The sequence below is a fragment of the Halomonas sp. MMH1-48 genome, assembly GCF_022348105.1.
In the GTDB taxonomy this organism is placed as follows: domain Bacteria; phylum Pseudomonadota; class Gammaproteobacteria; order Pseudomonadales; family Halomonadaceae; genus Vreelandella; species Vreelandella piezotolerans.
Genome location: NZ_JAKRFL010000018.1, coordinates 21274 through 38628, shown reverse-complemented (window position 1 = coordinate 38628; position 17355 = coordinate 21274). Strand labels below are relative to the sequence as shown.

19 protein-coding genes and 2 tRNA genes are annotated in these 17355 nt (G+C 56.0%); 13 read left to right on the top strand and 8 right to left on the bottom strand.

Going from position 1 to position 17355, the window contains the following annotated elements; translation table 11 throughout:
* Window positions 1–75 precede the first annotated feature (75 nt).
* Together apbC and dcd are read left to right on the top strand one after the other, a co-directional pair.
* Window positions 76–876, top strand: coding sequence for an iron-sulfur cluster carrier protein ApbC (gene apbC / locus MHM37_RS14140; protein WP_139528067.1), 801 nt, complete (start codon window positions 76–78; stop codon window positions 874–876).
* 11 nt (window positions 877–887) lie between these two features.
* Window positions 888–1454, top strand: coding sequence for a dCTP deaminase (gene dcd / locus MHM37_RS14135; RefSeq protein ID WP_153843890.1), 567 nt, complete (start codon window positions 888–890; stop codon window positions 1452–1454).
* 77 nt (window positions 1455–1531) lie between these two features.
* Here dcd and purN read toward each other — a convergent pair whose 3' ends face one another.
* Complete coding sequence (gene purN / locus MHM37_RS14130) at window positions 1532–2275, bottom strand: phosphoribosylglycinamide formyltransferase (RefSeq protein WP_139528065.1); 744 nt, start codon at window positions 2273–2275, stop codon at window positions 1532–1534.
* Window positions 2272–3351 (bottom strand): phosphoribosylformylglycinamidine cyclo-ligase, encoded by a 1080-nt coding sequence (gene purM, locus MHM37_RS14125; protein ID WP_139528064.1) that lies wholly within the window; start codon window positions 3349–3351, stop codon window positions 2272–2274. Before purM ends, purN begins: the two co-directional genes overlap by 4 nt.
* Window positions 3352–3550: 199 nt before the next feature.
* On the opposite strand from purM, the gene MHM37_RS14120 reads away from it, so the two are divergent.
* Together MHM37_RS14120 and hda are read left to right on the top strand one after the other, a co-directional pair.
* Window positions 3551–4663 (top strand): AI-2E family transporter, encoded by a 1113-nt coding sequence (locus MHM37_RS14120; protein WP_139528063.1) that lies wholly within the window; start codon window positions 3551–3553, stop codon window positions 4661–4663.
* The gene (gene hda / locus MHM37_RS14115; protein ID WP_139528062.1) at window positions 4660–5364 is read left to right on the top strand and encodes a DnaA regulatory inactivator Hda; all 705 of its coding nucleotides are present in this window, start codon (window positions 4660–4662) and stop codon (window positions 5362–5364) included. The genes MHM37_RS14120 and hda overlap by 4 nt, the downstream gene beginning before the upstream one ends.
* 65 nt (window positions 5365–5429) lie before the next feature.
* On the opposite strand, the gene MHM37_RS14110 is transcribed toward hda, so the two are convergent.
* Window positions 5430–5804: a phasin family protein gene (locus MHM37_RS14110; RefSeq protein WP_239297108.1), complete on the bottom strand. Its 375-nt coding sequence runs from the start codon at window positions 5802–5804 to the stop codon at window positions 5430–5432.
* A gap of 325 nt (window positions 5805–6129) precedes the next feature.
* Between MHM37_RS14110 and MHM37_RS14105 the strand changes: the two genes are divergently transcribed.
* Window positions 6130–7506, top strand: a complete 1377-nt coding sequence (locus tag MHM37_RS14105; RefSeq protein ID WP_239297102.1) for a class II fumarate hydratase — start codon at window positions 6130–6132, stop codon at window positions 7504–7506.
* A gap of 28 nt (window positions 7507–7534) precedes the next feature.
* Here MHM37_RS14105 and MHM37_RS14100 read toward each other — a convergent pair whose 3' ends face one another.
* A complete protein-coding gene (locus MHM37_RS14100; RefSeq protein ID WP_139528060.1) occupies window positions 7535–8605 on the bottom strand; it encodes an endonuclease/exonuclease/phosphatase family protein in 1071 nt (356 codons plus the stop codon).
* 179 nt (window positions 8606–8784) lie between these two features.
* On the opposite strand from MHM37_RS14100, the gene MHM37_RS14095 reads away from it, so the two are divergent.
* A tRNA-Val gene (locus MHM37_RS14095) sits at window positions 8785–8861 on the top strand.
* Window positions 8862–8882: 21 nt separating this feature from the next.
* A tRNA-Val gene (locus tag MHM37_RS14090) sits at window positions 8883–8959 on the top strand.
* Window positions 8960–9034: 75 nt separating this feature from the next.
* Here the strand turns inward: MHM37_RS14090 and MHM37_RS14085 are convergent.
* From MHM37_RS14085 to MHM37_RS14070, 4 genes are all read right to left on the bottom strand, one after another.
* The gene (locus tag MHM37_RS14085; RefSeq protein WP_239297103.1) at window positions 9035–9505 is read right to left on the bottom strand and encodes a GAF domain-containing protein; all 471 of its coding nucleotides are present in this window, start codon (window positions 9503–9505) and stop codon (window positions 9035–9037) included.
* Between the two features lie 74 nt (window positions 9506–9579).
* The gene (locus MHM37_RS14080; protein ID WP_139528058.1) at window positions 9580–10374 is read right to left on the bottom strand and encodes a MetQ/NlpA family ABC transporter substrate-binding protein; all 795 of its coding nucleotides are present in this window, start codon (window positions 10372–10374) and stop codon (window positions 9580–9582) included.
* Window positions 10375–10487: 113 nt separating this feature from the next.
* Window positions 10488–11141, bottom strand: a complete 654-nt coding sequence (locus MHM37_RS14075) for a methionine ABC transporter permease (protein ID WP_153843887.1) — start codon at window positions 11139–11141, stop codon at window positions 10488–10490.
* A complete protein-coding gene (locus MHM37_RS14070; RefSeq protein WP_153843886.1) occupies window positions 11122–12165 on the bottom strand; it encodes a methionine ABC transporter ATP-binding protein in 1044 nt (347 codons plus the stop codon). The genes MHM37_RS14075 and MHM37_RS14070 overlap by 20 nt, the downstream gene beginning before the upstream one ends.
* A gap of 460 nt (window positions 12166–12625) precedes the next feature.
* Here MHM37_RS14070 and MHM37_RS14065 point away from each other — a divergent pair, with 460 nt between their 5' ends.
* The 6 genes from MHM37_RS14065 to upp all read left to right on the top strand — a co-directional run bounded on the left by MHM37_RS14065 (window position 12626) and on the right by upp (window position 17239).
* Entirely contained in the window at window positions 12626–13255 is a 630-nt protein-coding gene (locus MHM37_RS14065; RefSeq protein ID WP_153843885.1) for a riboflavin synthase subunit alpha, read from the top strand.
* A 204-nt stretch (window positions 13256–13459) separates the two neighbouring features.
* On the top strand, window positions 13460–14758 hold the full coding sequence (locus MHM37_RS14060) for an NCS2 family permease (RefSeq protein ID WP_139528054.1): 1299 nt from the start codon (window positions 13460–13462) through the stop codon (window positions 14756–14758).
* 34 nt (window positions 14759–14792) lie between these two features.
* On the top strand, window positions 14793–15338 hold the full coding sequence (locus MHM37_RS14055; protein ID WP_139528053.1) for an adenine phosphoribosyltransferase: 546 nt from the start codon (window positions 14793–14795) through the stop codon (window positions 15336–15338).
* Between the two features lie 6 nt (window positions 15339–15344).
* On the top strand, window positions 15345–15824 hold the full coding sequence (gene gpt / locus MHM37_RS14050) for a xanthine phosphoribosyltransferase (RefSeq protein ID WP_139528052.1): 480 nt from the start codon (window positions 15345–15347) through the stop codon (window positions 15822–15824).
* A gap of 1 nt (window position 15825) precedes the next feature.
* The gene (ung, locus tag MHM37_RS14045) at window positions 15826–16509 is read left to right on the top strand and encodes a uracil-DNA glycosylase (RefSeq protein ID WP_153843884.1); all 684 of its coding nucleotides are present in this window, start codon (window positions 15826–15828) and stop codon (window positions 16507–16509) included.
* A gap of 100 nt (window positions 16510–16609) precedes the next feature.
* The gene (gene upp, locus MHM37_RS14040) at window positions 16610–17239 is read left to right on the top strand and encodes a uracil phosphoribosyltransferase (protein WP_044628300.1); all 630 of its coding nucleotides are present in this window, start codon (window positions 16610–16612) and stop codon (window positions 17237–17239) included.
* The last annotated feature ends 116 nt before the right edge of the window (window positions 17240–17355 follow it).

Sequence of the window (17355 nt, the reverse complement as noted above, 5' to 3'; positions counted from 1 at the left end):
TTGGTTTAGAAATAGGGCGCTGAGGAGTATCATTCACGCCATGTTCACAATCAACAACCCTTGGGAGTGCCATTGATGGATGGTGTAAAGCATATTGTGGCAGTGGCATCCGGCAAAGGTGGCGTTGGTAAGTCCACCGTAACGGTCAACTTAGCGCTGGCGCTATCTGCCCAGGGCTACCGCGTTGGCGTATTGGATGCCGATATTTATGGCCCTAGCCAAGCGCAAATGTTGGGCGTGGAAGAGGGGGTACGTCCCCAGGCGGCGGCAGACAATAAGTTTCTGCCCTTGGAGGCTCACGGCATACAAGCGATGTCGATGGCGTTCATGGTCAACACCCGCGACGCGATGGTATGGCGCGGGCCGATGGTGGTGGGGGCGTTTCAGCAAATGCTCACCCAAACCCAGTGGGATAACCTGGATTTCCTGTTGATCGATATGCCGCCCGGCACGGGAGACATCCAACTGACATTGGCGCAGAAAGTGCCGGTATCCGGCGCCGTCATCGTCACGACGCCTCAGGACATCGCGCTGCTGGATGCCCGTAAAGGCATCGAGATGTTCCGCAAAGTCAACGTGCCGGTGCTGGGCGTGGTGGAGAATATGAGCCTCTACCACTGCGAGAAGTGTGGCCATGAAGCGGCGATTTTCGGCACTGGAGGCGGTGACCGTATCGCTGACGAATACGACACGACCGTGTTGGGCCGTTTGCCGCTGACGCTATCGATTCGCGAATTGGCAGATTCCGGGCGGCCCAGCGTGGTGTCCGAGCCCGATGGCGCTGTGAGTCGCATCTTTGCCGAGATTGCCAGCCAAGTGGCGCAGTCCGTCAGCGCTAGCCAAAGCGACGGCCCTACGATTTCTTTTAGCGAGTGATGAAGTAACCGATGAGCATTAAATCAGACAAATGGATTCGCCGAATGGCGCAAAGCGATGCCATGATCGAGCCGTTCGAGGCAGAGCAGGTGCGCTATGTGAACGACCAGCGGGTGATCTCCTATGGTACCTCCAGCTACGGTTACGACGTGCGCTGTGCCGATGAGTTCAAGGTGTTTACCAATATCCATTCGGCCATCGTCGACCCCAAAGCGTTCGATGACAAAAGCTTTGTCGACGTGAAGGGCGACGTTTGCATCATCCCGCCGAACTCGTTCGCCCTAGCGCGGACGGTTGAGTACTTTCGCATTCCGCGCAATGTGCTGACCATTTGTCTGGGTAAATCCACCTATGCACGTTGCGGCATCATCGTCAATGTGACGCCGCTGGAGCCCGAGTGGGAGGGGCACGTGACGCTGGAGTTCTCCAACACCACGAATCTACCCGCAAAAATCTATGCCCATGAAGGGGTCGCTCAGATGCTGTTCCTGGAGTCTGATGAGGTGTGCGAGATCTCTTATAAAGATCGGGGGGGTAAGTACATGGGGCAGCGTGGCGTGACACTACCGCGTACCTGACACACCATTTTTCTCCTGCTACAAAAAGCCTTGCCGCATCACTGTGGCAAGGCTTTTTTGGCACTGACAATGGAAACTTAGGCGTTGCCGCTTTCTTCGTCCAGCTCTTCGGCAGCATCGGCATGGGAGAGGCGCATGCCATACGGCGGAAGCGGGTGGCCGTCCATCGTGGCCCCGTCGGCAGCGTACTGTAGGCGTCCCTCAAGAAACCACTGCACCGCAATGGGGAAGATCAGATGCTCCCGGGCGTGCACCTTCTCCTTAAGGGTCTCGACGGTGTCGTCGGCGCTTACCTGTAGCTCGGCTTGTAGAACGACCGGCCCCCCATCCAGCTCTTCGGTAACGAAGTGGACGCTACAGCCATGATGAGAAACGCCGTCAGCCAGTGCGCGCGCGTGGGTATTCAAACCCTGATACGCGGGCAGTAGGGAGGGATGGATGTTGAGCATCCGTCCGAGAAAACGCTGTACGAAACGTGGCGTGAGAATGCGCATGAAGCCAGCAAGGACGATGACATCCGGCTCATGGCGTTCGATCACTTTGATCAGTGCGCCATCGTAAGCATCACGACTATCGTACTCGCGATGCGGTAGCGCGACTGCTTCGATACCGGCTTCATGGGCGCGTTTCAACCCGTAGGCATCGGGTTCATTGGAAATGACGGCGACAATTTCACCGCCCAACCTGTCGTGCTGCTGGGCCTCGATGAGTGCCTGAAGATTGCTGCCACTGCCAGAAATCAGTACTACCACTCGGCGAGCGCCCATGGGCTCAGGCGTCATGCCGTTGAGGGTGTCGCTGCTGTCGTCCGTACTATTCATTCCTGCGAACCTGCTTGACCGCGCTCGAGCACTACCGCCTCTTTCTGGCGCTGAACGATCTGGCCGATCGTGTAGACAGTCTCGCCCTGTGCTTCCAGATGCGCTTTGGCGTTGGCAGCTTGTTCGGCGGGAACGACCACGACCATACCAATTCCGCAGTTCAGGACACGGTGCATTTCAGTCTCGTTGACGTTGCCCTTGGCCTGAAGCCAGTTGAATACCTCTGGCCGCTGCCAGCTAGTGAGATCGATGCGTGCGGCCAGGGTGTCTGGCAATACACGGGGAATGTTCTCCAGCAGGCCGCCGCCAGTGATATGAGAAAGCGCATGAACCGGGATGTCGGTGCCCCGCATCATCGATAGCAGTGACTTCACGTAGATACGCGTGGGTGCCATCAGTGCATCGCCCAGCGGCTGGCCATCGATGCTCTCCTCCAAGGAAGCATTGCTGACTTCTAGGATTTTGCGGATCAACGAATAGCCGTTGGAGTGTGGACCAGAAGACGCCAAGCCAAGCAGCACATCACCTTCAGCCACGTTGCTGCCGTCGAGAATCTCGGACTTCTCCACGACGCCCACGCAGAAACCGGCCAAGTCGTAATCGCTGCCTTCGTACATGCCCGGCATTTCAGCCGTTTCACCGCCGACCAGTGCGCAGCCGGCCAGCTCGCAGCCAGCGCCGATACCGGTCACGACATCGGCAGCGATGTCGACATCCAATTTGCCTGTGGCATAGTAATCGAGGAATAGCAGCGGCTCGGCACCGGCGACGATCAGGTCATTGACACACATGGCTACCAGGTCGATGCCAATGGTGTCATGCTTGCCAAGATCCATGGCCAGGCGCAGCTTGGTGCCGACACCGTCGGTGCCGGAGACGAGCACCGGCTGCCGATAGCCAGCAGGTAGCTCGCACAGGGCACCAAAACCGCCAAGACCACCCATCACTTCAGGGCGTGACGTGCGCTTGGCAACGTGCTTGATGCGATCGACAAGAGCGTTGCCGGCATCGATATCGACACCTGCGTCTTTGTAGCTCAGAGAGGGCGTAGCCTGGGAGGAAGAAGTCTCGGTCATGACAGGTCCTGTGAAGCCTATGCAATGCTGCAGTGCGATTGTGCTGGCAAATAGCCAGTGCCGGAGCAATAACGGTGGGCGATTGTATCACCCAGCGACGTAAGTCGCATCGATGTGGCGCGTTATCAGGTGCGTCGCGAGCAACTTTTGTTACTATTCGAGCACTACCGCTGACCGTATATCCAGGAAGGAGCAGGGAATGAGGCATTCATGGTGGGGGATCGCGCTGGTCGTTGCGCTGGTGGGAACGGTGTATTTTCTCGATGCCGTTCTGATGCCCTTTATCGCAGGGTTGATTTTGGCCTACTTGGCTGACCCGTTGACGGATTTCTTTCAGCGTTTGGGCATGCGGCGAGTCTGGGCAGTGAGCAGCGTTTTTTTGGTGCTGATGCTCGTACTGGCGGTGAGCCTGCTGGTCCTCATTCCACTCGTCGTTCAGCAGATCAAGCAGTTAGGGGAAGCGTTGCCGGGCGTACTCAGTTGGGTAGAGGGCGTGCTGGCGCCTCAAGTTCAGGAGTGGACAGGGTACGATCTTGCCACCGAGCTTAGCAATGTGCGCGAGACTCTCATCGACAACTGGCGGGATGCGGGTAGTTACGTGGCTCAAGCATTGGGCCATATCGGTCGTTCGGGCATGGCGTTCGTCTCTTGGGTGACGTATGTCGCGCTCATTCCGGTGGTGACGTTTTACCTGCTGCTGGATTGGGACCGAATGCTCGACAACCTGGGAAATTTGGTGCCTAGGCAGTGGGCAGACGATACGTTTCGTTTAGCGCGCCGCTGCGATGAGGTGTTGGCTTCGTTTTTGCGCGGCCAGCTGCTCGTCATGCTGTGCTTGGGCATTATTTACGCTGCTGGATTGACGCTGTTAGGGCTGAATTTCGGGTTGCTGATTGGCGCGCTTTCTGGGCTCGTTAGCATCGTTCCCTTTTTGGGCTTCATCGTCGGTCTAGCGATCGCGTTGGTAGTGGCGCTGTTTCAGTTCGATACCTGGTGGGCGGTGCTCGGCGTCATCGTTGTCTTTGGTTTGGGTCAAGTCGCCGAAAGCGTCGTGCTGCAACCGAAGCTATTAGGCGATAAGATTGGTTTGCACCCGGTGGCGGTCATTTTTGCGGTGCTCGCGGGCGGGCATTTGTTCGGACTCACGGGCGTGCTATTGGCGCTACCCGCAGCGGCGGTGATCATGGTGCTGCTGCGCGAGGTGAAAGATCGCTATAAAAACAGTGCACTCTATGACGCACAGCTAGACGCTCCAGAACAGCACAAACAGCATGAAGCGCTGCAGGGCGACGACAATAGGGAGTCATCATGAGCCGATTACCGGCACAGCTGCCGCTTGGGGTGGGGCTGCGCGACGATGCGACGTTCGATAACTATTATGCTTCTCGCGCCAATGCGTCGTTGGTCGACCACCTTGCTCATCAGCTAACGCCTGGCTCAGAGCCGTTTCTCTATGTGTGGGGTGCCCCAGGCAGCGGCCGTAGTCACTTACTGCAAGCCGCCTGCCATGCGGCTTCCGACCAAGACAAGCGTGCCCTCTATTTGCCACTTGCGGACCTAGGCCATTTTCCACCGCTCATGTTGGAGGATATCGAGCGGCTCGATCTGGTAGCCATCGATGATTTGGAATACGTCATTGGGCGCAAACGCTGGGAAGAGGCGTTATTTCACGCGTTCAATCGTTTGCGGGACGCGGGCAAAGCGTTGTTGATCGCGGCCAACAAGCCGCCGCGCCATTTGGAGGTAGTGCTGCCGGATTTGGCGTCTCGACTAGCCTGGGGAGTCACCTTCCATCTTCACCCGTTGGACGATAATGACCGTTTGGCGGCGCTAAAGCTACGTGCCCAGGTCCGTGGTATGCAGTTGCCCGATGACGTAGGGCGCTACATCATGCACCGTGGGCCGAGGGAGTTGGGCGAGCTCTGTCGAGCTCTGGACACCTTGGATCAGGCATCATTATCAGCAAAGCGGAAATTAACGATCCCTTTCGTAAAGTCGGCGCTCGATTGGTAAAACGCCCCTGCCAGTGGGCTGGCAGGGGCGTGACGAGACTGATCAAATGATCAACGCAGAATGCGTTAGGCAGTCTTGCTCATTTTAGTCGCGGCCGCTTGTGCCTGCTTCACATTCTCTTCCGTCAATTTCTGACTCTTCTGCAAGAAATCCTGCTGTAATGATACGACCTTGTCGGTATCGCCTTTGACACGCTCGGCCAGTTCTTTAGCCACTTTCTGCTGACCTTCCATGTAGCTACGCAGGCCGTCGACATCTTTGACACTCATCAGCTGACGCATTTGCGCGATGCCGGTGTCGACATACGCTTTGTTGGCGTCTAGCTGAGCGTTTATCAGCTTTTCAGAGTAGTCGATGCTCAGGCTCATGTAGGCACGTGCCGGTGCCATGAACAGGTTGTCGAACTGCTGGGTCATTTCGTTGGTATTGAACGTACGCATCATTAACTCTCCTATGCCATTACGAGCGTCTGGGGCTGCTAAGCTGAGCCCAGGACGATTCATTGATCAGCGTCGGCGGGTTAGATCGCGCACCGTCACTGATGGGTTATCTTGCATTGCAGCATAGCAAGTGTTTTTGTGCAGCGCAACATCACGGGCGCAATGAATTTTTGACCGCGCGTGCCGCGCTGATATGGGCAAACGGTTGAACGAACAGTGGGTTTACCAAGAGGGGGCGCGAACACTAGTCTAAAAGCTACAGAGAATCGTTATCACATGGCGGTGTGGGTAGTCCGTGTCGCCGATGACTCACAAGGAGTGCAACATGGAAACACGTATCGAGCGGGATAGTATGGGCGAGTTGAAGGTTCCAGCCACGGCGCTTTATGGGGCACAAACGCAGCGTGCTATCAATAATTTTCCCGTGTCGGGCACGCCGATGCCGGAGGCCTTCGTTCATGCGGTTGCTCGTATTAAGCTGGCAGCGGCGCGCAGTAATCATCAGTTAGGGTTATTGGATGCCGAGCGTGCCCAGGCGATCGAAAAAGCCGCACAATCGGTGATCGATGGCCAGCATGATGAGCATTTTCCCATCGACGTTTTCCAAACGGGGTCGGGTACGTCGACCAATATGAATGTGAACGAGGTGTTAGCGACGTTGGCCAGTCGAGAGGGCATCGATGTCACGCCTAACGATCACGTCAATATGGGGCAATCCAGTAACGATGTCATTCCCACGGCGATCCACCTGTCAGCGGCTATTGCGGTGAACGAGTCACTACGCCCTGCGTTAACCGAACTCAAGGCAACGATCGACCGCCGTGCCAATGAGTTGAGTCATATCGTCAAAACCGGCCGTACCCACTTGATGGACGCCATGCCGCTTCGCATGGATCAAGAGCTAGGCGCGTGGTCTAGCCAGGTGGGTCAAGCCATCGAGCGGTTCGATAGTGCCATGACGCGACTATGCCGCCTTGCCCAGGGTGGCACCGCTGTAGGCACGGGTATCAATGCGCCGGAGGGATTTGCTGACTTGATGGCCAAAGACCTAAGCCAGCAAACAGGTCTCTCATTTGTACCTAACGATAGTTTCTTTGCCAGCTTGGCATCGCAAGATGCCGCGGTAGAGCTTTCCGGTCAGTTGAAGGGGTTGGCATGCGTCGTAATGAAGATCGCCAACGATCTGCGCTGGATGAACTCTGGGCCGCTAGCGGGGCTGGGTGAAATCGAATTGGAAGCATTGCAGCCGGGAAGTTCGATCATGCCCGGCAAGGTCAATCCCGTCATCCCTGAGTCGGCGGCGCAAGCGGCCGCTCAAGTGATTGGATTGGATGCTGCTATTACGGTGGCCGGACAAAGCGGCAATTTTCAGCTCAACGTCATGTTGCCACTCGTGGCCTCGAACCTGTTGACCTCGATTACATTGATGAGCAGTACCGCCACCTTGCTGGGTGAGCGCGCCATCGCCACCTTCACAGTCCGTGAAGACAATCTCCAAGGCCCGCTGGCGCGTAACCCCATCCTCGTCACCGCGCTCAACAGTGTGATTGGCTACAACGCGGCCGCTGCGATTGCCAAAAAGGCTTACCAAGCGGGGAGGCCCATCATCGATGTGGCGGAAGAAGAGACGGAGTTGGATCGAGCTACGTTGGAGCGGCTGCTCGATCCTACGGTACTGACGAAGGGCGGGGTGCCAGAGTAGCGAAGCGCCTTGACGCAGGGCAAGGCGGCTACGTCTTTTGGCGTTCCGTTTTGCCCTTTTGAATGGTCTCGCTGGCTTCTTGGCGCTCCTCTTGACTCGCTTCTGGATTGTCATGCTCATCTTGCCGTGAGGGGCGATAACAGAGCGTCGCGAGGATCGGGAAGTGGTCGGATCCGAAGGCGTCCAAGCGCTGCATACTGTCTAGCGTGAAGTGCTCACTGACGAATACGTGATCTAGTGGCCAGCGCAGAAACGGATAGTTTGCATGAAACGTGCTAAACATTCCTCGCCCGCGGCGCGGGTCGAGCATGCCACTGATCCGGCAAAACCGACGTGTCGTGCGTGACCAAGCGACGTCGTTGAGATCGCCCGCAACGAGCGTAGGCGATGGGTTCTGGTGAATTTCCTTGCCTACCAAGAGTAGCTCGGCGTCTCGCCAAAGCGATTTTTCACTCTCGCTGGGGGCGGGAGGGCGTGGATGCAGCGCATAGAAACGGATCTGATCGCCGCTCGCTAGGGTGACATAGGTATGGATAGAGGGGATGTCATCCTGAATCAACCATTTTACTTCCGTCTCGCTGAGCGTCAGTCGAGAGTACAAGTGCATGCCGTAAAGGTTGTCGAGGGGAATTTTTACGCTGTTTGGCCAGGCTTTTGAGAGAGCAGTATCCAACTGACGCTGCCACCACTGGTCGGATTCCAGCGTCAACACCATATCGGGCTGGTGCTGCTCTATCATGCTGATCAGCTTATCCGCTTGACGGTTTGGTGTGAGCACGTTAGCGATCAGTAACGTGATTTTCTGCTCATCCGGCGCCTTGCGGGTCGATTGAACCTGTACGGGCCAAAGTCGTGTCCAGGGAAAGATGTAGCGCAGTTGGAGCATGCAGGTGAGTAGCGACAACCCTATCGTGGCAGTCTGCCATCGGCTGGGGGGCAAGAGGAGTGCGCCAACGGCGGCGCAGAGCCCAGCGAGCACCGCGATTTGTAGTCGTGGAAACTCGAAACTTCGCACCCACCACCAACGTAGCCTTATTCGCGCGATGAGGGTGGATAATAGTAGTAAACCGGCGATGCATCCTAGCAAAGGCCCTAACAAAACCTATCTCCTTATCCGTAAGCGATCATGATTGATCTATGTGCAGCTTAGCCGGTAGGTTTGATAAGTGTCGATGTAATTTGCGGGAGCGGGTAGGGTAAGGCACTAAAGTAGGCAAAGGCGCAAAAATGACTTGCAATTCAGCCATGAAGCCGTAGAATACGCATCCGTTGCACAGCAGGACCATAGCTCAGTTGGTTAGAGCGCCACGTTGACATCGTGGAGGTCGGCGGTTCAAATCCGCCTGGTCCTACCAAATCTATCCGTGCACATTTCTAGGACCATAGCTCAGTTGGTTAGAGCGCCACGTTGACATCGTGGAGGTCGGCGGTTCAAATCCGCCTGGTCCTACCAGATAGTCACAAAAAAGCCCTGCTCATCGAGCGGGGCTTTTTTGTGTGCGCCTGTTTTATCGTTTGGCGTCTTGCATCATACGAAGCGAGGAAGGTCTGTTTGCCGTATGAAAGTCGCCACCAGCGCCTCGATGCCCGCCTGATCTTCTTGGCTAAAGCGCGCGTGCTGCGGGCTGTCGATATCCAGTACACCCCATACGACACCATCGCTCACGATAGGAACGACCAGCTCGGAACGTGAATCGGCGTCGCAGGCGATGTGGTCGGCCACCGCGTGTACGTCATCGACACGTTGCGTTGCCTGTTCACGGGCCGCTGCTCCACAAACACCTTTGCTAAATGGAATGGGGTGGCAGGCGGGTTTGCCCTGAAACGGCCCGAGGCACAGCAGTTGCGGTTCGCGCTGCAGATAAAAGCCAACCCAGTTTAGCGTCTCTAGCGCTTGCTGAATGAAAGCGCAGGTTTGGGCGCTGTTGGTCAGCCAGTCGCGAGTGTCTAACAAAGCTTCTAGCTGACGGTTGAGTAGGGTGTAATCGGTGGTCGACATACCATTTCCTTGATGAAAAACGCATCAGGCCAGCCTTTCGGCTGGCCTGATAATGAATCATGAACGGGTGAGAGTTACTCGTCAGTCCAGCCTGGTACCGCCGCACCTTTGAACAGCTCGTCGGCTTTCTCGATCACTTCCTCACGCTGATAGGCGTCGACCAACTGGCGAATTTCTTCGCGATCTTCATCGCCACCGCGAACCGCAATCAGGTTGACGTAGGGAGACTCAGGGCCTTCCTTGATCAGCGCATCGTCCAGGCTCAGGCCAGCCGGCTGGGCGAAGGTGTTGTTGATGAAAGCCATGTCGACATCCGGCAGGACACGGGGCAACTGCGCTGCTTCGATTTCACGGAAGCGGAAGCCGCGCGGATTTTCTGCGATATCGATCGGCGTGGCTTCCAGGAAGGTCGGATCGTTGAGCGTGATCAAACCTTCGTTATGCATCAAAATGAGCGCACGCCCTTCGTTGGAAGGGTCGTTGGGTAGCGCGATTTGGGCACCGTCCGGCAGCTCATCGATGCTGTCGTACTTTTCAGAATACGCGCCGATGGGGTACACGAAGGTGTAACCAGCAATGGCAAAATCGTAGCCACGGTCATTGACCATCGCCTGCATGTAGGGCTCGTGCTGGTAGGCGTTGGCATCCAGGCTGCCATCGGCCAGCGCCGCGTTCGGTGTGACGTAGTCGGTGAACTCGATGATTTCGACGTTCAGGTCGTACTCTTCTTTGGCAATGCGCGCGGCCACTTCCATGACTTCGGTTTCGGGGCCGGCGACGGTGCCCATTTTGATGGTACGGGTTTCCGCATTGGCCACGTTGATGGCCAGAGCCAGTGCGGTCAGGCTGCCGATAATGACTTTTTGCATGGCATTACTCCAGTGTCGTTGTGCATCGTGTTGCAATGATGCGGGAATAAGAAACGCAAGTCTAATGCGTTTTTGTTATATTTAGCTATGCCAATGAAAGAGGCTGGCTATGACTATTTACGGTCGCTTTTGCGCACCAAGTAGTCGCCCAGGCTTTGAAACCCTTGTACCAGTACGACTAGGATCACCACGGTGATCAGCATGATCGTGGGGTTGAAGCGGTTGTAGCCGTAGCGAATGCCTAGGTCGCCTAGTCCGCCGCCGCCCACGGCGCCCGCCATGGCCGAGTAACTCACTAAGGTGACCAGCGTGATGGTGAGGCCCGTGATGATGCCGCCGCGCGCTTCGGGAATCAGTACCTTGGTAATGATTTGCCAAGGTGTTGCCCCCATGGCTTGCGCAGACTCGATCAGTCCCGGAGAGATCTCATTCAGCGCGCCCTCGATAAGGCGGGCCACGAAGGGAATAGCGGCAATCGTCAGCGGTACCGACGCGGCATTGATGCCGATGGAAGTGCCCACCAACATGCGAGTGAAGGGAATGATGGCGACCATCAAAATGATGAACGGAATCGAACGCCCGATGTTGGTGATGATGCCCAGTGCCTGGTTGAGAATGGGCATCGCCATGATTTGCCGCGGGCGGGTCACGTAAAGCATGACGCCCAGGGGCAGGCCCAATAGGGTGGCAATCACACCCGATACGGCCACCATGTAAAGGGTATCCAGCGTGGCCTGTAAAATGAGATCAAACATTGCGCTGGACATGACCAAGTACCTCCACCTGTAGTTGATGCGCTTCTAAATAGGACATGGCTTGTTGGGTTTGCTCATGGCTGCCCAGTAGCTCGGCAATCATTAGGCCCAGCGTGCGGTCTTGTATGGACTCGACTTTGGCCTGCAGGATGCTGACGTCCACGCTGCACTCCCGCGCCAGACGAGAAATGAGCGGTGTTGAAACGGCGTCACCCGAGAACGTTAGCCGCACCACCGGGTGCGTGTGTTCATTAGGGCGCTCTTCCAGGCGCTCCAGTAGCTCTTTCGGGGGGCTGAGTTGTAAGAAGTCGTTCAAAAAGTCGCGACCAAGCTGCGTTGCAGGCGCGGTAAAGAAGTCGCCCACTTCCGCGTCCTCTACCAGCTTGCCATCAGAGATCAGGCTGACCCGGTGGCAGATCGATTTCACCACTTCCATTTCGTGGGTAATGAGCAGGATGGTGATGCCCAGTTGGTGATTGATGTCGCGCAGCAGCTCGAGAATCGAGCTAGTGGTCTGTGGGTCCAGCGCCGAGGTCGCTTCATCGCACAGCAGCACATGCGGTTTGCTGGCAAGGGCGCGGGCAATGGCAACACGCTGTTTCTGGCCGCCGGAGAGCTGGGCGGGGTACTGCTTCGCTTTATCGGCAAGGCCGACCATCTCGAGCAGCGGAAGAACGCGGTTTTTGATCGCGCTGCGCTTTTCACCCATCAGTTCCAAGGGGAGGGCGACATTATCAAAAACGGTGCGTGTGGTGAGTAGGTTGAAGTGTTGAAAAATCATGCCGATACGATGACGAGCATGATTCAGTTCGCTGCGGCTCAGCCCGGTCATCTCTTGCCCATCCACGACCACGCTGCCGCTCGTGGGGCGCTCGAGTAGATTGACGCAGCGGATGAGGGTGGATTTGCCAGCGCCGGAAAGGCCAATGACACCGTGAATCGTGCCTTTGGGGATCGTTAAATCGACGTTTTGAAGGGCATGCACGGCACCATCGCCGCTGCCATAAGTTTTACTAACGTTGCTAAGTTCAATCATAGCGTCTGCCTTAATGGTAGGCCGAAGACGGAGTGCGAGGGGGCAAGCGTAGGGCGGGGAACAAAAAAAGGCCACCCTTGCGGGTGGCCATCAACGCTGGACACACCCTTTTAGCTGCACTTCACCCCGCCAAAGGCCAGGTGGACGCCCGCAATCTGGGTACAAATCGGCGTCATTACATTTGCGGCGAAAGTCTAAAGAGCGATGGGGGCGTTGTCAACGGAAAGCGTTCTATTTCATGTTTTTAAGTTTTTAAACAGATCTATTTTCTTTTTTTGGTTGTTTTTTTGGGTTTTTATTGCTGTTGAGTAAAGGTATGGCGGGGTGTTAGCAGCAAAAAAACATGATCGATCAAGCGTGGGTGCTGCCTGGCTGCACAAGGTTGGGTCATTAGTAGTAAGCTTACGCAAGTTTTTATGGCCTATGCCACCCTGCTCACCTGTAAAGAAAGGAAGGGATCATGTTCACGGGTATCGTTCAAGGTACTGCTGAGATTGTCGAAGTGCGCGAGCTAGAGGAGTTCCGCACCCATGTGGTTGCCTTGTCAGAAGAGCTTAGGAGCGGTTTGGAAATTGGCGCGTCCGTCGCGCATAACGGTGTGTGCCTGACGGTGACGGCCATCGAGGGCGAGCGTGTCAGTTTCGACCTGATGCGAGAAACGCTGCGACTGACCAATCTTGGTGCAATTACCCCGGGGCAATGCGTCAACATAGAGCGTGCGGCCCGCTTCGGTGATGAGATTGGCGGTCACTCTATGTCCGGTCACATCATTTGTATGGCGCAGATCGTCGCCATCGAAGAGGCGCCCAATAATCGCCGTATCTGGTTCGCACTACCGGAAAAGGCCGCTAAATTCGTTTTTGAGAAAGGCTACATTGGCGTTGACGGCATCAGCCTCACCGTGGGTGCCGTGCGGCCATCGGCGGATGGGGCGGGGGTCGAGTTCAGTGTTAATCTGATCCCCGAGACACTATCCCGTACGGTATTGGGCAGCCGCTCGATGGGCGATTGGGTCAATATCGAGATCGATCCGCAAACACAGGTCATCGTGGAAACGGTGGAGCGGGTATTGGCGAGCCGGTCCTTTTAGCAATTTGAGGGTATTGCTTTGGGCTTTTGTTGACCGATCGGTTAGCTGATGGCCTAAAGTTTGCTAAACAGTAAGTGAGGGAACGTGCCCTCGATCAACGGCTGCATGTACGGCACTCGCATCACGCGGTGCCTTTCGGTAGTATGTGCGGCTTTTCTCGCACCAAGGGACGCATTCGGCGTAAGCGCGAAGGATAAAAACTACATGAAACTTCTGGACAACTACTTCAAGCTCACAGAGCAGAAGACCAACCTCAAGACGGAAGTGATCGCAGGGGTCACGACGTTCTTAACCATGGCCTACATCATTTTCGTCAACCCGAGCATTCTGTCGGAAGCGGGGATGGATTATGGCGCTGTCTTTGTAGCAACCTGTCTAGCGGCGGCCATCGGCTGTTTCGTGATGGGCCTGTGGGCTAACTACCCCATTGCTCAAGCGCCGGGCATGGGGTTGAACGCCTTCTTCACCTACGGTGTGGTGCTGGGCATGGGGTATACCTGGGAAGCGGCGCTAGGGGCCGTCTTCTTCTCGGGTTTGACGTTCTTCCTGCTGAGTATTTTCAAAATTCGCGAGTGGATCATCAACTCCATTCCGCTCTCGTTGCGCCTGGGGATTGCCGCCGGTATCGGTTTGTTCCTTGCGATGATTGCCCTCAAGAATGCGGGTATCGTGGTCGCTAATCCGGCTACGTTCGTGTCGCTCGGCGACTTGTCAGAGCCAGCGCCGCTGTATGCCTTGCTGGGCTTTTTCGTGATTACTGCCTTGGCCTATTTGCGCGTCACGGGCGCGGTCATGATCGGGATCATCGGGGTGACCGTGCTGGCCATGGTGCTGGGGCATAACCAGTATGGCGGCATCATGTCCATGCCGCCTTCCATTGCGCCGACGTTCATGGCCATGGACCTGATGGGGGCGCTGGATGTCGCCATGCTCAGCGTCATTTTCGCGTTCCTATTCGTCGATTTGTTCGATACGTCCGGCACGCTGGTGGGGGTTGCTCACCGTGGCAAGCTACTGGATGAAAACGGTAAGCTGCCACGTATCGGGCGTGCCATGATGGCCGATAGTACTGCGTCGATGGCCGGTGCAGCGCTGGGTACCTCCACCACCACCAGCTACATCGAGTCCACGGCGGGCATCGTCTCCGGTGGGCGTACTGGGTTGACGGCGGTCGTGGTCGGCCTACTGTTTTTGATCAGCCTGTTTTTCGCGCCGCTGGCTGGCTCTATCCCCGCCTATGCGACAGCCGGTGCGCTTCTTTATGTCGCTGTGCTGATGGCGGGAAGCTTGGCGCATGCGAATTGGGAAGATCCCACCGACGCGGCCCCGGTCCTGATCGCGGCGATTGCCATGCCGCTGACCTTCTCCATTGCGGAAGGTATTGCCCTGGGTTTCATCAGCTACGTGGCGATCAAAACGCTGTCGGGCCGCTTCGCGGATCTCAACCCGGCGGTGGTGGTGTTGGCGCTGCTATTTGCAGCAAAGTTTCTATTCATGGGCTAACTGCTCAATCTTCGACTAATCAATGAGAGACGCGATGAGCATCTACGGCGATTACATTAAGTCCGTTATTCGCACGGTTCCTGACTGGCCAGAGCAGGGGGTGAATTTTCGTGATATTACCCCCTTGCTGCAAAACAGCGCTGCTTTTCGTAAGCTGATCGACAGTTTCGTGCACCGCTACCAGGAAATGAATCTGGATGCCATCGCGGCCATCGACGCCCGTGGCTTCATTATTGGTGCACCGCTGGCGTACGAGCTGGGCTGCAGCTTCGTTCCCGTGCGTAAGAAGGGCAAACTGCCGTTCAAAACCATTAGTGAAACCTACACGCTGGAGTATGGCCATTCGGAAGTCGAGCTCCATGCCGATGCGTTTCAGGAAGGGGATCGGATTTTGCTCATGGATGATCTGATCGCGACGGGGGGAACGATGCTGGCAGCGGCTAACTTGATTCAGCGCTGCGGTGGCCACGTCGTGGAGACGGCAACGATTATCGATCTACCCGAATTGGGTGGTTCTCAGAAGATTCGCGATGCGGGCTACAGCGTCTTCGCGGTCTGTTCCTTCAACGAAGACGAGTAACGTCCCATGAGCAGCGAACGCTATCATCAACACTTCACCGTCTCTTGGGACCAAATTCATCGCGACGTGCGCCAGCTCTGCCATCTGCTCATCGAGCGAGACTTCAAAGGCATCGTAGCGATTACCCGTGGCGGCTTGATTCCGGCGGCGCTGATTGCCCGCGAGCTGAACATTCGCCTGATCGATACCGTGTGCATCAAGAGCTACGATCACATGGAGCAGGGCGGGTTGGATATCATGAAAGGGGTCGACCATGATGGCGATGGCTGGCTGTTGGTCGACGATCTCGTCGATACCGGTAAAACGGCCCGTGCCGTGCGTGAAATGTTGCCTAAAGCACATTTTGTCACGATTTACGCCAAACCAGAGGGACGCCCTTTGGTGGATCAATATCTGACAGAAGTGGCTCAACAGTGCTGGATCCAATTCCCTTGGGATATGGGCATTGCCTACGTCGAGCCACTCGCCGATCAAATGAAGAAGTGATATGGCTAACCCGTTACCCGATGATTGGAGCCATTGGCTAGGGCAGGAGTTTCAGGCGGAATACATGTCCGCTTTGAAGGCGTTTTTGGCCGACGAAAAGGCGGCCAAGAAAGTTATCTATCCGCATTCGTCGAATTGGTTTCGTGCCTTTGAATTAACGCCTCTCGCGTCGGTAAAGGTTGTGATTTTGGGTCAAGACCCTTACCACGGGCCTAATCAAGCGCACGGGCTTTGCTTTTCGGTGCAGCCGGGTGTCCCGGTGCCCCCATCGCTTGTCAACATCTACAAGGAGTTGGCGAGTGACGTTGGCTTTACGCCGGTGCAGCACGGTTTTTTGGAGGCGTGGGCCAAGCAGGGGGTATTGCTATTGAACACGGCGCTGACGGTCGAGCAGGGCAATGCCGCGTCGCATCGTGGTAAAGGCTGGGAGCTCTTCACCGATCAAGCTATTGAGACCGTCAGTCGTCATGCCGAGCCCAGCGTATTTCTTCTTTGGGGGAGTCACGCGCGGCAGAAAAAGGCGCTGATCGATACCTCTCGCCATTTGGTGCTGGAATCACCGCATCCTTCCCCACTGTCGGCGCACCGTGGCTTTTTTGGCAATCGTCATTTTTCCAAAGCTAACCAGTTCTTGGAAGCGCAGGGGCGCTCGCCCATTGATTGGCAATTACCGGAAACCCCTTAACCTCATGGTCAGTTGCGGGTAGAATGTCGCGCAATTTGTAAGCATGTCGATGGTGGCTCAGCAGGCTGCCATCTTGAATCCCCTGCAGTGAGGAAGTCCCATGAGTGTCTACGCCATTAACCATCCGCTTGTTCAACATAAGCTGGGACTAATGCGCGAAGCTGATTTGAGCACTAAAAGCTTTCGTGAACTGGCAGGTGAAGTGGCTAAACTCCTGACCTACGAAGCGACCAAGGGTCTGGAGCTCGAAGATCATGAGATTCAAGGCTGGAACGGTGAGCCTATAGCGACACGTCGCTTGAAAGGCAAAAAGGTGACCATCGTTCCGATTCTGCGGGCGGGCTTAGGTATGTTGGAAGGCGTGACAGACCTTATTCCTAGCGCGCGGGTCAGTGTCGTTGGCCTGTATCGCGATGAAGAGACGCTGCAGCCGGTGCCGTATTTTGCAAAATTCGCCAACGACATCGAAGAGCGTATGGCGATTGTGATCGACCCGATGCTGGCAACCGGTGGTTCGATGGTGGCTACGTTGGACATGCTGCGTGAGCGTGGCTGTGAACACATGAAAGTCATCGTATTGGTGGCTGCCCCTGAAGGGATTAAACGGGTGCAAGATGCGTATCCCGATGTAGAAATTTACACTGCCTCGGTGGATGACCGACTCGATGAGAATGGCTACATCGTCCCCGGCTTGGGAGATGCCGGCGACAAAATTTTCGGAACGCGCTGAGCGCTCCGTCTCAAAACGCCCCTTACGCTTTGCGTTAGGGGCATTTTTTTGCCTCCGTGACTTGGCTATGTACGAACACTATCTGCGCTAGCCGCCATTTCGTACAAAACCTAATA

Coding starts and splice junctions, on each gene's coding strand:
- apbC (WP_139528067.1), top strand. CDS start 76: ATGGATGGTGTAAAGCATATTGTGGCAGTGGCATCCGGCAAAGGTGGC.
- dcd (WP_153843890.1), top strand. CDS start 888: ATGAGCATTAAATCAGACAAATGGATTCGCCGAATGGCGCAAAGCGAT.
- purN (WP_139528065.1), bottom strand. CDS start 2,275: ATGAATAGTACGGACGACAGCAGCGACACCCTCAACGGCATGACGCCT.
- purM (WP_139528064.1), bottom strand. CDS start 3,351: ATGACCGAGACTTCTTCCTCCCAGGCTACGCCCTCTCTGAGCTACAAA.
- MHM37_RS14120 (WP_139528063.1), top strand. CDS start 3,551: ATGAGGCATTCATGGTGGGGGATCGCGCTGGTCGTTGCGCTGGTGGGA.
- hda (WP_139528062.1), top strand. CDS start 4,660: ATGAGCCGATTACCGGCACAGCTGCCGCTTGGGGTGGGGCTGCGCGAC.
- MHM37_RS14110 (WP_239297108.1), bottom strand. CDS start 5,804: ATGCGTACGTTCAATACCAACGAAATGACCCAGCAGTTCGACAACCTG.
- MHM37_RS14105 (WP_239297102.1), top strand. CDS start 6,130: ATGGAAACACGTATCGAGCGGGATAGTATGGGCGAGTTGAAGGTTCCA.
- MHM37_RS14085 (WP_239297103.1), bottom strand. CDS start 9,505: ATGTCGACCACCGATTACACCCTACTCAACCGTCAGCTAGAAGCTTTG.
- MHM37_RS14080 (WP_139528058.1), bottom strand. CDS start 10,374: ATGCAAAAAGTCATTATCGGCAGCCTGACCGCACTGGCTCTGGCCATC.
- MHM37_RS14075 (WP_153843887.1), bottom strand. CDS start 11,141: ATGTCCAGCGCAATGTTTGATCTCATTTTACAGGCCACGCTGGATACC.
- MHM37_RS14070 (WP_153843886.1), bottom strand. CDS start 12,165: ATGATTGAACTTAGCAACGTTAGTAAAACTTATGGCAGCGGCGATGGT.
- MHM37_RS14065 (WP_153843885.1), top strand. CDS start 12,626: ATGTTCACGGGTATCGTTCAAGGTACTGCTGAGATTGTCGAAGTGCGC.
- MHM37_RS14060 (WP_139528054.1), top strand. CDS start 13,460: ATGAAACTTCTGGACAACTACTTCAAGCTCACAGAGCAGAAGACCAAC.
- MHM37_RS14055 (WP_139528053.1), top strand. CDS start 14,793: ATGAGCATCTACGGCGATTACATTAAGTCCGTTATTCGCACGGTTCCT.
- gpt (WP_139528052.1), top strand. CDS start 15,345: ATGAGCAGCGAACGCTATCATCAACACTTCACCGTCTCTTGGGACCAA.
- ung (WP_153843884.1), top strand. CDS start 15,826: ATGGCTAACCCGTTACCCGATGATTGGAGCCATTGGCTAGGGCAGGAG.
- upp (WP_044628300.1), top strand. CDS start 16,610: ATGAGTGTCTACGCCATTAACCATCCGCTTGTTCAACATAAGCTGGGA.